Source organism: Pseudonocardia hydrocarbonoxydans, from assembly GCF_006539565.1.
Lineage (GTDB): Bacteria > Actinomycetota > Actinomycetes > Mycobacteriales > Pseudonocardiaceae > Pseudonocardia > Pseudonocardia hydrocarbonoxydans.
In genome coordinates this window covers 16,202-29,392 of sequence record NZ_BJNG01000028.1, presented here as the reverse complement: position 1 = coordinate 29,392, position 13,191 = coordinate 16,202, and the positions used below count along the sequence as shown (strand labels likewise).

General features: G+C 75.2%; 7 protein-coding genes. 6 read left to right on the top strand and 1 reads right to left on the bottom strand.

What is annotated here, in order from left to right:
* Nucleotides 1–179 precede the first annotated feature (179 nt).
* From ssb to PHY01_RS16805, 6 genes are all read left to right on the top strand, one after another.
* Complete coding sequence (gene ssb, locus PHY01_RS16830) at nucleotides 180–698, top strand: single-stranded DNA-binding protein (protein ID WP_141279803.1); 519 nt, start codon at nucleotides 180–182, stop codon at nucleotides 696–698.
* A gap of 25 nt (nucleotides 699–723) precedes the next feature.
* Complete coding sequence (ettA, locus tag PHY01_RS16825; RefSeq protein ID WP_141279802.1) at nucleotides 724–2,400, top strand: energy-dependent translational throttle protein EttA; 1,677 nt, start codon at nucleotides 724–726, stop codon at nucleotides 2,398–2,400.
* Nucleotides 2,401–2,499: 99 nt separating this feature from the next.
* Nucleotides 2,500–5,739, top strand: coding sequence for a hypothetical protein (locus tag PHY01_RS26580; protein WP_170183853.1), 3,240 nt, complete (start codon nucleotides 2,500–2,502; stop codon nucleotides 5,737–5,739).
* A gap of 84 nt (nucleotides 5,740–5,823) precedes the next feature.
* Nucleotides 5,824–10,533: an NAD-glutamate dehydrogenase gene (locus PHY01_RS16815; protein ID WP_246085957.1), complete on the top strand. Its 4,710-nt coding sequence runs from the start codon at nucleotides 5,824–5,826 to the stop codon at nucleotides 10,531–10,533.
* 31 nt (nucleotides 10,534–10,564) lie between these two features.
* Nucleotides 10,565–10,978 (top strand): acyl-CoA thioesterase, encoded by a 414-nt coding sequence (locus tag PHY01_RS16810; RefSeq protein ID WP_141279801.1) that lies wholly within the window; start codon nucleotides 10,565–10,567, stop codon nucleotides 10,976–10,978.
* Nucleotides 10,975–11,601 carry a DUF8185 domain-containing protein gene (locus PHY01_RS16805; RefSeq protein ID WP_141279800.1) on the top strand — a complete coding sequence of 209 codons (627 nt, stop codon included), beginning with the start codon at nucleotides 10,975–10,977 and terminating at the stop codon, nucleotides 11,599–11,601. The genes PHY01_RS16810 and PHY01_RS16805 overlap by 4 nt, the downstream gene beginning before the upstream one ends.
* A 9-nt stretch (nucleotides 11,602–11,610) precedes the next feature.
* Here PHY01_RS16805 and PHY01_RS16800 read toward each other — a convergent pair whose 3' ends face one another.
* On the bottom strand, nucleotides 11,611–13,110 hold the full coding sequence (locus tag PHY01_RS16800) for an alpha-amylase family glycosyl hydrolase (protein WP_141279799.1): 1,500 nt from the start codon (nucleotides 13,108–13,110) through the stop codon (nucleotides 11,611–11,613).
* Nucleotides 13,111–13,191 lie beyond the last annotated feature (81 nt).

Sequence of the window (13,191 nt, the reverse complement as noted above, 5' to 3'; positions counted from 1 at the left end):
TCCACTTTTTTGCGTTGGGGAATCGTTCATCGTCGCACGACCCACTGACATTTCGGCGCGGAGGCCCGACGGTTGTCCACCTCGGTGGTGCTCCGTCCACAGAAACGGCGCGGGGCTGGTGCTCGGAGTCCCGGCCGGAGCAGTCTCGATCTCGTCGCAGTTCACCGGACGAGGAGACGATGATGAACCAGAACACGCTGATCGCCGTCGGCAACGTGATCACGCCCGTGCAGATCCGGCACACCCCCGACGGGACCCCCGTCACGACGTTCCGGATCGCGTGCAACGAACGCCGGCGCGATCGGGAGACCAACGCGTGGGTCGACAAGGACTCGTTCTACGTGTCGGTCACCTGCTGGCGCCGGCTGGCCGAGAACGTCTGCCGTTCGCTGCGCAGCGGCGACCCGGTGATGGTGCGGGGGCGGTTGCTGACCCGCAGCTACGACACCGCGGACGGGCGCCGCAACACCGTGACGGAGATGGAGGCCGACGTGGTGGCGGCCGACCTGAACTGGTGCACCGCTCACGTGACGCGCACCCGGAGGACGGAGACGGGCGCCTCGGCCGGTGTGCCCGACAACGGGTCGGACCAGACGGTGGAGCGGCCGGTCGAGGACGGCTGGGCGGACGAGGGGGTGGAGCCGTCGGACGACCCGTCCCGCGAGCTGACCGGCGCCGTACCGGCCGCGGGGCACTGAACCGCAGCGGCCTACCATCGTGGGCGTGGCGGAGTTCATCTACAGCATGCAGAAGGTCCGGAAGGCACACGGAGACAAGGTCATCCTCGATGACGTGTCGCTGAACTTCCTCCCGGGCGCCAAGATCGGCGTCGTCGGTCCGAACGGAGCCGGCAAGTCCACCGTGCTGAAGATCATGGCGGGTCTCGAGCACCCCAACAACGGCGAGGCGATGCTCGCGCCGGGAGCCACGGTGGGGATCCTGCAGCAGGAGCCGCCCCTCAACGAGGAGAAGACCGTTCTCGGCAACGTCGAGGAGGGGCTCGGGGAGATCAAGCAGCAGCTCGACCGGTACAACGCGATCGCCGAGCAGATGGCGACCGACTACACCGACGAGTTGATGGAGGAGATGGGCCGACTCCAGGAGATCCTCGACCACAACGACGCCTGGGAGATCGACTCCCAGCTCGAGCAGGCCATGGACGCCCTGCGGTGTCCGCCGCCGGACTCACCGGTCGACATCCTCTCCGGTGGCGAGCGCCGCCGGGTGGCCCTGTGCAAGCTCCTGCTCGCCAAGCCCGACCTGCTGCTCCTCGACGAGCCCACCAACCACCTCGACGCGGAGAGTGTGCTGTGGCTCGAGCAGCACCTCGCGAGCTACGCGGGTGCGGTGCTGGCGGTCACCCACGACCGGTACTTCCTCGACAACGTGGCCGAGTGGATCATGGAGCTGGACCGGGGACGGGCCATCGGCTACCAGGGCAACTACTCGACCTACCTCGAGAAGAAGGCCGAGCGGGTCGCCGTGCAGGGCCGCAAGGACGCGAAGCTCGCGAAGCGGCTCACCGACGAGCTCGCCTGGGTCCGCTCCGGGGCGAAGGCGCGCCAGGCCAAGAGCCGGGCCCGTCTGCAGCGCTACGAGGAGATGGCGGCCGAGGCCGACAAGCACCGCAAGCTCGACTTCGAGGAGATCCAGATCCCGCCGGGCCCGCGGCTGGGCAACACCGTCGTCGAGGTCGACCACCTCGACAAGGGCTTCGACGGGCGGGTCCTCATCAAGGACCTGTCGTTCTCGCTGCCGCGCAACGGCATCGTCGGGGTGATCGGGCCGAACGGCGTCGGCAAGACCACGCTGTTCAAGACGATCGTCGGGCTCGAGCACGCCGACTCCGGGTCGGTGAAGGTCGGCGACACCGTCAAGCTGTCCTACGTCGACCAGAACCGGGGCGGGATCGACCCGAAGAAGAACGTCTGGGAGGTCGTCTCCGACGGGCTCGACCACATCCAGGTCGGCCAGGTGGAGATGCCGTCCCGCGCCTACGTCGCGGCGTTCGGGTTCAAGGGCCCCGACCAGCAGAAGCCCGCCGGTGTGCTGTCCGGCGGCGAGCGCAACCGGCTCAACCTCGCTCTCACGCTGAAGGAGGGGGGAAACCTCATCCTGCTCGACGAGCCGACCAACGACCTGGACGTCGAGACCCTCGGGTCGCTGGAGAACGCGCTCGAGCAGTTCCCCGGCTGCGCCGTGGTGATCTCCCACGACCGATGGTTCCTCGACCGGGTCTGCACGCACATCCTGGCGTGGGAGGGCACGGACGAGAACCCGGCGTCGTGGTTCTGGTTCGAGGGCAACTTCGAGGCCTACGAGGCCAACAAGCTGCAGCGGCTGGGTGCGGAGGCGGCGCGACCGCACCGGGTGACCCACCGTAAGCTCACGCGCGACTGAGCGCGGTGCTCCCCCGGCCGATGGAGTCGGCTGACTCATCCGGGGGAGCGCGACGCTGCGGGAGGTGACGTGGAGTCGGCGAGTGTCCAGGGAGCGCATGTGCTCGACGCGGTCGGCGCGCTCCGCTGGAGCCGGCCCGATCTCGCGGCGTCGTTGGCCGAGCACCTCATGGAGTCGGCCGAGGCCGACTCCGACCGGGACGGCTGGCTGGCCGCCGCCGGGCGGCGGGTGCAGGCGCACGCGGCCTGCGGGGACGCGCGTGACGTCGCGGCGCACATCCTGGAGTCCCTGCCCCGGTGGGGGCGCGGAGCGCTCGCGGCGCCGGCCGCGGCGGGGCTCCGTCTGGAGCTGGCGGTCCTCGCCCACGACGCGGGCGAGACCTCCGCGTCGCGGGCGCTCCTGGACGGCGTTCCGGATGGCGTGACGGAGCCGGGGCTGGCGGCGGACGTCGCCACCGCCCGGTTGCGCTGCAGCTCCGACGGGCTGCTCGATCCCGCCGACGCGCTCGCCGCCTGGGCCCGGGTCGGCGGCGCGGCGGGACAGATCGGGTTGGCGGCGTCGCTGCTGATCACGGCGTCGGCGGACCGTCGCCGGGACCGCCCCGCCGACGGGGTGGCCCGGGCCGTCGAGGGGTTGGAACGGCTCGACCGGGCCCGGCTCTCCCCGCGGTCGTCGAGCCCGGCCCCCCATCTGGCGGCCGCCCTGTCCGCGGAATGGATCGCGTCGCTGATCGCGGCGGGTCGCTCCGACCAGGCGAGCGAGGGCAGCAGGCCGCTGCGCGAGCGGCTCGCCGACCACGCCCGCCCCACGCGCCAGCTGGCGCTGCTCCGCCTCACCCTGACGCGTGTGGCGGCGGCGGACGGGCGGGACCCGCGGGACGTGGTGCGTGAACTCGAGCGGGCCGCGCACGAAGCCGCGGCGAGCGACACCCCACAACTCGAGGTGATCTGCCGGACCGCGCTGGGGGAGGTCCACGACGCGTCCGGGCGGACGGACGCCGCGCGGGAGTCCGCCCGCCTCGCGACCGTCGCCGACCGCCGGCACCGCGCGCGGGCGGACAGGTTGCGGACCGCGCTCGGGTCCCTCTCGGAACCTGCGGCGGGACCGCCGGTGCGGCCGGGTCCACGGCCCGAGGACCTTCTCTCGGTGGCCCGGGACCGCTCCCGGGCCGGCGCCGCGTCGCGCGACGCCGACCCGGTCGAGCGCACGGCCCGCCTGCGCGCCGTCCAGGCCGCCTCGATGCAGGCCGCGCCCACGGGTGATCCGCGTCCGCCGGACGGCGGGGGCCGACGCCGTCGCCGCGAGGGTGATCCCGCCGCGAACGGGTCCGGCACCCTGCCCACCGGAGCCGACGACGTCCGCCGCACCGTTGGGGGAGCGGCGACGAACGGCCACGGGAGGGTCCGTGTACCCGGGGCAACGCCGCCGGAGGCGAGCCTCCGGGTGCCCGCGCCGGATCCGTGGGCGACCGGTCTGTGGTCTGCCGGATCCCCGGGCGGCGGTGGCGTCCGGGGGGCGGCGGAGGCCGGTGCGCGGCCGTCGCCGGAGCGGAACGGGACGGGCTCCGCGCGCAGCGGGGACACGGCCGGAGCGGACACGGCCGGGGTGGACGCGGTCGGGGTGGACGCGGCCGGGGTGGACACGCTCGGGGGCACCGGGACCGGTACATCCGGCGCCGACCGGGGCTCGGCGGAGACGGCGCCGGCGGCGGCGCTGTCGGGAACGCCCGGAGGAGGCGACGACGAGGCCGTGGACGGTTCGCCGGCGGCCGAGCCGGACCGCGCGCAGGTGTCGGGTGGCGGGCCGGAGCGGCCCGCGGGGGACGGTCCCGCCGGCACCGCCGCCTCGGCACTCGCCGACCCCGAGGCCTGGCTGGCCTCGGCCCTCGCCGACCTCGACCGGATCTGGGGCAGGCCCGCCGACGAACCGGAACCCGAGCCGCCCGGTCCTGCCGCGGTGCGGGAGTGCCTCGTCGTCGTCGACCTGGTGCGGGCCGGAGCACGCCTGTCCGCCGACGAGTCGGCGCCGACCGTGCGACGGGTGGCGCGCCGGTTGGCCCAGCGGCTCCCGGCCACCGGCCGGCTGCGCCGGGACAGCCCGGACGCGGTCGCGGTCGTGCTGGCCGACGGCGACCGGGCCGTGGCCGCGGAGTGGATGCGGCGGGTGGTCCCGACGCTCGTCGAGGGGCTGGCCGTCGACGCGACGGTGCAGGGCGCCCTGCTGCGCGCCGCGGTGCACGACGAGCACGGGGTGGTCGGGGCGCAGGTCCTGCGGCGCCTCGACGGGGGGCGCGGCCGGGACGCCACAGCCGGCATCCCGCGCCCGTCCCGGCGCCGGGTGGACGACGCCCCCGGCGGGGTGGGGCCCGTCGACGCCGGTTCCGCCCACGGACCCGCCGCGGCGTTCGGAGCCGATCGGGACGGCCTGCTGGACGGGTGGGAGACGGTGGACCGGACCGCCGAGCGGGACCGGACCGGCGACCCGGACCCGGCCGGCGTCCCCGAGGACCCGACCGGCGATCGGGACGGGATCGGCGACGGGGACCGGACCGGCGCACCGGTGCCGGTCGGCGAGCCGCGACGCGACGACGGGTCGGAGCGGAAGGGGCCCCGGGAGGGCTCCGAGGCCGCGGGTGTGGGCTCCGACCGGGGGACGACGAACGGTGTTCCCGACCGGGACGCCGCCTCGACGCGGCTCGGGGACACCGCTGCGCAACGGCGCCACGACGACGCCGGAGGGCGCAGGCCCTACCTGCCCGACGGCGTGATCGTGCGGCCGGGGTCCGGTGGCCGCAGGCACCGCCGCACCGAGGACGCCGCGGCCCCGGGGACCGCGCCGGCTGGCGACGTGACGGCCGACCGCGCGGCATCCGGCCACGACGGGACCGGCCGGGCAGGGGCCGACGGCGCCGGGACCGACGGGGCCGGGACCGACGGGGCCGGGGCCGCCGCGGCCGGGCCCGACGCGGCGACGTACGGCCGGGAAGGGAACGGTCACGCGGTGACCGGCCACGCGGGGCGCGATCCCGGCACGCCCGGACCGACGGTGACCGGCTCCGTCGTGACCACGCCCGCGCTGGACGGGTCTGCGACGGACGCACTCGCGGTGGACGGGACTGCTGCGGACGGGTCTGGAACGGACGGCCGGGCTCCGACCGGGTCGCGGGCGACCGACCCCGCGGGCACCGCACCGGCGCCCCCCTCTCCCGGACCGCGGCGACCCTCACCCGTGCCGCGCGCGCCTGCGGAGGAGGAGGACCGGGGCGGGTCGTCGTCGACCGACGGGCTCGGGCTGGCCGACCTGCTCGCCGGCGCACTGGCCGCCTACCGGGGCATCTGAGCGTCACCCGACCGGGGGACCCGCCGGGGGCCGCTGGGCATAGGGTGGCCCCCGTCCCCGATCATCCGAACCGCGGAGCGGCATGTGACCACCGGCGAGCGGGCGACGAAGCCCGGCCCCGAACTGACGGCCCTGCGGGCGCTCTACGCGCGGCACGCACCGGACCTGGAGCGCCTGTCCGGCGACCACCTCCCGATGCTGCTCGAGGCGGCCCGGTCCCACGTCGAGCTGGCCGGGCGGCGGGCGCCGGGGGAGACGCTGATCCGGGTCCGCGACGCCCGGGTCGACGGTGCGGTGTCCGGGCCGGTGGTCGAGGTCGTCACCGACGACATGCCGTTCCTCGTGCAGTCGCTGCTCGCGGAGGTCGCCCGGGCGGGCGGTGAGGTCACGCGGGTGATCCACCCGATCGTCGTCGTCCGGCGCGACGCCGACGGGGGCCTCGACGCCGTGCTCACCGACGCCGACCCGGCGGCACCACCCGCCGACGCCACCGTCGAGTCCTGGATACACCTCGACCTGGAGCCGACCGAGGTCGCCCACGAGGATCTCTCCGCACGCCTGGCCGCGACGCTGCGCGACGTCCGCGAGATCGTCGACGACGCCGAGCCGATGACCGCCACGGCGCTGCGGATCGCCGACGCCCTGCCCGCGCAGGCCCCGCCGGGGGCCACCGCGCAGCCCCGCGACGTCGCTGAGCTGCTGCGCTGGCTCGCCGACGGCCACGTCACCTTCCTCGGCTACGCCCGCTACACCGCCACCGCCGACGGCGACCTGGTGGCCGAGCCCGGTTCCGGGCTCGGGGTGCTGCGCCGGGAGGCCGCGGCCCGGGAGTTCGCCCCGCGCGTCGACACCACCCCCGGACGGCCGGACCTGCTGGTGATCACCCGGGCCAGCGAGTCGGGCCCGCTGCGGCCCGAGCACCCGTACTACCTGGCCGTGGCGACCTTCGACGGCGGCGGCCGGCTCACCGGCGAGCACCGCTTCCTCGGGATGCTGACGGTGCCCGCGCTCTACGAGAGCGTCCTGGACATCCCGGTGATCGCCCGCCGGGTCCGGGACGCGATCCGCCGTGCCGGGTTCCCGCTGGAGTCCTACTCCGGGCAGCAGATGCTCGAGGTGCTGTCCGACCTGCCGCGCGAGGAGCTGTTCAGCGCCGGGGTCGAGCGGCTGCACGACACGGCCGTCGGCGTGCTCGCGGTGGCCGGGCGCCGGGCGGTGCGCCTGTTCCTGCGCCCCGACCCGTACCGGCGGTTCCTGTCCTGCCTGGTCTACCTGCCGCGCGACCGGTACACGACCTCGTCGCGCCTGGCGATGGCCGAGGTCCTGCGGCACCGCCTCGGCGGCACCGACGTCGACCACACCGCCCGGGTGTCGGAGTCGGCACTGGCCCTGGTCCAGTTCACGGTGCACGCGCCGCCGGACGCGCCCGGGTTCGGCGACGTCGACGTGGCGGCGCTGCAGGACGAGCTGACCGAGGCCGTCCGCACCTGGGACGACCGGCTGCAGTCGACGCCCGACGGTGCCGAGGTGGCGGCGCTGCTGTCGGGGGTGCCGGAGACCTACAAGGCCGCGGTCGACCCGCAGCACGCGGTGGCCGACCTGCGACGGATCGCCGGGCTGAGCGGCCCGGGCGACTTCGCGGTGCGGCTGCACGACTCGGGCCCCGGCGGCACCCGGCGCTTCGGGCTCTACCTCGCCGGTGCCCCGGCCACGCTGACCGCGGTGCTGCCGCTGCTGCAGCAGCTCGGCGTCGAGGTCCTCGACGAGCGCCCGTCGGAGTTCGTGCGGCCCGACGGGCTGCGTTGCTGGCTCTACGACTTCGGGGTGCGCGTCGACGAGGCCACCCGCACGGCGCTGGCCGGGCGCACCGAGTCGGACGTCGAGGCCGGGTTCTGCGCGGCCTTCAGCGCGGCCTGGCGCGGTGACGCCGAGACCGACCGGTTCTCCGCGCTGGTGCTGCGCGCCGGCCTGCCCTGGCGGGAGGTGGCCGTGCTGCGCGCCTACGCCCGCTACGCCCGCCAGATCGGCAGCCCGTACACCCCGCAGTACATGGCCGACACGCTGCTGGCCCAGCCCGCGGTCGCGCGGGCACTGCTGGAGGTGTTCCGGGCGCGGTTCGACCCGTCGGTGCCCGACCGGGAGACCGCGCAGGGTGCGGCGCTGGCCGGGGCGCGCGCCCTCGTCGACGCCGTCACCGGCCTCGACGCCGACCGCATCCTGCGCGGCTACCTGGCGATGATCACCGCCACGCTGCGCACCAACTGGTTCCGCGGCCGCGACTTCTTCTCGTTCAAGATCGACCCGTCGGCGGTGCCCGACATGCCCGCGCCGCGGCCGCGCTTCGAGATCTGGGTGTACTCACCGCGGGTGGAGGGCGTGCACCTGCGGTTCGGGGCGGTCGCGCGGGGTGGTCTGCGCTGGTCGGACCGGCCGCAGGACTTCCGCACCGAGATCCTCGGGCTGGTCAAGGCGCAGGCGGTGAAGAACGCGGTGATCGTGCCGGTGGGGGCGAAGGGCGGGTTCTTCGTCCGCGCGGCGCAGCCCGACCCGGCCGAGGTCGAGGCCTGCTACCGCATGTTCATCTCCGGGCTGCTCGACGTCACCGACAACCTCGTGGACGGCGCGACGGTGCCGCCCCCGGACGTCGTCCGCCACGACGGCGACGACTCCTACCTGGTGGTGGCGGCCGACAAGGGCACCGCCCGGTTCTCCGACACGGCCAACGAGGTGGCGGCGTCCTACGGCTTCTGGCTCGGCGACGCGTTCGCCTCCGGGGGCTCGGTGGGCTACGACCACAAGGCCATGGGGATCACCGCGAAGGGGGCGTGGGAGAGCGTCAAGCGGCACTTCCGCGAGCTCGGCGTCGACACCCAGAGCCAGGAGTTCACCGTCGTCGGCGTCGGCGACATGTCCGGCGACGTCTTCGGCAACGGCATGCTGCTCTCACCCCACATCCGGCTGCTGGCCGCGTTCGACCACCGGCACGTCTTCGTCGACCCGACGCCGGACGCGGCGACGTCGTTCGCCGAGCGGGAGCGGATGTTCGCGCTGCCGCGCTCGTCGTGGGACGACTACGACCGGTCGCTGATCAGCGCGGGCGGCGGGGTGTGGGCGCGCACCGAGAAGTCCGTGCCGGTGGGCCCGGAGATGCGGGACGCGCTCGGGCTGGCCGAGGAGGTGACGCGGCTGAGCCCGCCGGAGCTGATCGCCGCGATCCTGCGCGCCCCGGCGGACCTGCTGTGGAACGGCGGGATCGGCACCTACGTCAAGGCCGTCGACGAGACGCACGACGCCGCGGGGGACAAGGCCAACGACGCCGTGCGGGCCGACGGCGCCGAGCTGCGGGTCAAGGTCGTCGGCGAGGGGGGCAACCTCGGGCTGACGCAGCGGGGCCGCATCGAGTTCGCCCGGGCCGGCGGGAAGATCAACACCGACGCGATCGACAACTCGGCGGGCGTCGACTGCTCCGACCACGAGGTCAACATCAAGATCCTGCTCGACCGCCTGGTCGCCGCGGGCGACCTCGACCGGGGCGCCCGCGACGCCGTGCTCGCCGAGATGACCGACGAGGTGTCCGAGCTCGTGCTCGCCGACAACCGCGACCAGAACGCCGTGCTGGGCATCTCCCGCGCGCACGCACCGGCCATGGCCGGGGTGCACGGCAGGCTCACCGCCGACCTGGAGGAGCGGCACGGCCTGGTCCGCCGCCTGGAGGTGCTGCCCGACGAGGCCGGGTTCGCCGCGCTGGAGGCCGCGGGCGAGGGCCTGAGCAGCCCCGAGCTCGCCACGCTGCTCGCGCACACCAAGCTCGCGCTCACCGCCCAGGTGGTGGCCACCGACCTGCCCGACGTGGGCGCGTTCGCCGCCCGGCTCCCGGAGTACTTCCCGCGAGAGATCCGCGAGCGGTTCCCGGCCGCGATCGCCGGTCACCCGCTGCGCCGCGAGATCGTGACGACGCAGCTGGTCAACGAGATGGTCGACGGCGCCGGGATGACGTACGCGTTCCGGCTGTCGGAGGAGACGGCGTCCTCGGCGACCGACGCGGTGCGCGCCTACGCCGTCACGACCGCGGTGTTCGACCTGCCGGCGCTGTGGGCCGAGGTGGGCGATCCGCGCATCCCGACCGCGGTCTCCGACGAGATCGTGCTCGACTCGCGCCGGCTGCTGGACCGGGCGTCGCGCTGGTTCCTCACCAACCGGCCCCAGCCGCTCGCCGTCGGGGCCGAGGTGGCGCGGTTCGCGGCGGCCGTGCGCGGGCTGCGGGCGGAGTTGCCCGGGCTGCTGCGCGGGCGTGAGCTGGTGGTGGTGCAGGAGCGGAGCCGGGAGCTGGCGGCGGCGGGTGTCGGCGCGGAGTGCGCGCTGCGCTCGGCGGCGCTGATGTACGGCTACGGGCTGCTCGACGTCGTCGAGCTGGTGGAGCTGTCCGAGCGCGACCGCGAGCCGCGCGAGCCGCGCGAGGTGGCGGAGCTGTACTACGCGCTGTCCGAGCACCTGGGCATCGACCTGGCGCTGACCTCGGTGACCGCCCTGGAGCGCGGCGACCGCTGGCACGCGCTGGCCCGCCTCGCCCTGCGCGACGACCTGTACGGCTCGCTGCGCGCGATCACCCTCGACGCGCTGCGCGAGGCCGCGCCCGGCACGTCGGTGGAGGACGCCATCGCGCAGTGGGAGCAGGCCAACGCCAGCCGGCTGGTGCGGGCCAGGGCCGCGCTGCACGAGGTGGGCACGGCGGGCCAGCTCGACCTGGCCACGCTCTCGGTGGTGTCCCGCCAGCTCCGGGGCCTCGCCCGCTGATCCGCTCCCCGCGGGTGAGAGGGTGCGGGGTGTGACCGCCTTCGTCGCGCAGGTCCCCCTGCGCTGGACCGACCAGGACTCCTACCGGCACCTCAACCACGCCCGCGCGGTGACGCTGCTGGAGGAGGCGCGGATCGCGCTGTGCTTCGACCGGGCCGCCGCCGACGGGGTGGGCACGTTCGCGTCGGGGCTGCTCGTCGTCGGGCTCGGGGTCGAGTACGTGCGGCAGGTGGCGTACCGGTCGCACACGCTGCGCGTCGCCATGACCGTCGAGCAGGTGCGTGCCGCGACCTTCGTCATCCGCTACGCCCTGCACGACGGGCCGGGCGAGGACGCGCCGGTGGCGATCACCGCCCACACCCGCATGGCGACGTTCGACCTCGCCGCCCAGCGCCCGCGTCGCCTCGAGGCGGCGGAGAAGGCGTGGCTGGGGGAGTGGGCGTGACCGCACTGCAGATCCCCGACACCGACGAGCGGAGCGACCTCGGCGCGTTCGTCGGGCGGGTCGTGCGCCTGGACCCCGTGGCGACCGTCCGGCTCCGCGCGGCCGCCGGGGTGGTGACGGCGTGGGCCTCCACCCCCTTCGACGTGCTCGCGACCCGTTCCGTGCACGGCTCGCTCGACCCGTCCGACGTCACGGTGCCGGCGTCGTCGCTGCTCACGGCGCTGTCGGTGGACCGGGCCGGGACCGTCGACCCGGGGGCGGGCGGGCTGTGGCAGGGCGAGCTGCCCCCCGTCGAGGGGTGGGAGGCGGTCGACGCGGTGCCCGCAGCGGAGATCGAGCGGCTCACCGAGCGGGGGCTGACCGTCGCCAGGGAGAACGCCGGGCCGCTGGGACCGCCCGCGTCGCTGCTCGACCAGACGGTGCTGACCGTCAGCGCCGGGGAGCGGTCGGCGGTCAAGGTGCCGATGCGGTGCCTGTTCGCGCTGTCCGGGATGGGGTTCGTCGCCGGTGACGTGGGCGACGCCGTGCGCGTGTCGGCCACCGGCACCTGGCTGCGCCTGGACGCCCGCTACGGCGCCGTGGTCCGGCGCCGGATCACCGCGCTGCCGCTGCTGCTGGCCTGAGCACGGGCGTCACGCGAGCCACACCGCGGTGCCCGGCGGGAGCAGGCCGCCGGCCAGCGGGCTGCTGGAGAGCAGCAGGTCGCCGGGGGGCAGGGGGACCGGGGCGTCGCCGGTGTTGAGGGCGCACACCAGCGTGCCCCCGGCGCGGCGGAAGGCCAGGCAGCCCTCGGGGGCGCCGAACCACTCCAGGTCGCGGCCGGTGAACCCGGGGTGGCAGCGGCGCAGCTCGAGCGCGCGGCGGTACACCGACAGCGTGGAGGTGGTGTCCTCCAGCTGGTCGGCGACGAGGCGGTCGGCCCACTCGGGCGGGATCGGCAGCCACGGCTGGCCCGCGGTGAACCCGAAGCCCGGCGCGCCGCCCTCCCACGGCAGCGGGACGCGGCAGCCGTCGCGCCCGCGGTCGGTGCGCCCGGACTGCAGCCAGCGCGGGTCCTGCAGCGCGTCGTCGGGCAGGTCGACGTCGGGCAGGCCGAGCTCCTCGCCGTTGTAGAGGAACACGGTGCCGGGCAGGGCGAGGGTGACCATCGCCATCGCGCGGGCCGCGGCGACCCCGCCGTAGCGGGTGACGGGGCGGGCCGTGTCGTGGTCGGCCAGCGTCCACGACGGCGGCGACGGGGTGCCGGCCACGGCGTCGAAGGAGTCCTCGATGGCGTCGCGGACGGCGTCGGCGTCGAAGGGGCACTCCAGCAGCCGGTAGGTCAGCCCGACGTGCAGCTCGTCGGGGCGGACGTAGCGGGCGAACGCGGCGTCGTCGCGGACGCAGACCTGCCCGGCCAGCACGCGCCCCGGGAAGTGGTCGACGACGGCACGGACCATCCGGTGGACCTCGTGCACGCCCTCGTGGTCGAAGCGGGGGTCCGCGCGGCCGGAGCCGGCGTCGGGCAGGCCCTCGGGCTTGCTCATCCCGTGTGGGGTGTCGACCAGGAAGCCGTCGACGCCGCGGTCGAGCCAGAACCGCACGGTCTTCTCCAGGTCGGCCCAGACCTCCGGGTTGGTCCAGTTCAGGTCGGGCTGCTCGGGGGAGAACAGGTGCAGGTACCACTGCGGGTCGCCGGGGATGCGGGTCCAGGCCGGGCCGCCGAAGACGCTGCGCCAGTCGTTGGGCGGTCCGTCGCCGCGGCCCGCCCGGAAGTGGTAGCGCTCGCGTTCCGGGCTGCCCGGCGCCGACTCGCGGGCGGCGCGGAACCACGGGTGCTCGGTGGAGGTGTGGTTGGGCACCAGGTCGACGAGGATCTTGAGGCCGTGCTCGTGGGCGTCGGCCACCAGCGCGTCGAAGGCGGCGAGGTCGCCGAAGACCGGGTCGACGTCGCGCGGGTCGGCCACGTCGTGGCCGTGGTCGGCCATCGGGGAGGTGTAGAACGGGGTCAGCCACAGCGCGTCGACACCCAGTAGCTCCAGGTAACCGAGGCGGGACCGCACGCCCTCCAGGTCGCCCACGCCGTCACCGTCGGAGTCGGTGAAGCTGCGCACGTAGACCTGGTAGACGACCGCATCGCGCCACCACTGCACGAGGGGATCCTGCCAAACTTCGGGTCCGGATGAACGGAATGACGGTCGGCGTGCGTAGTACGCCACGATGGACACACCAGC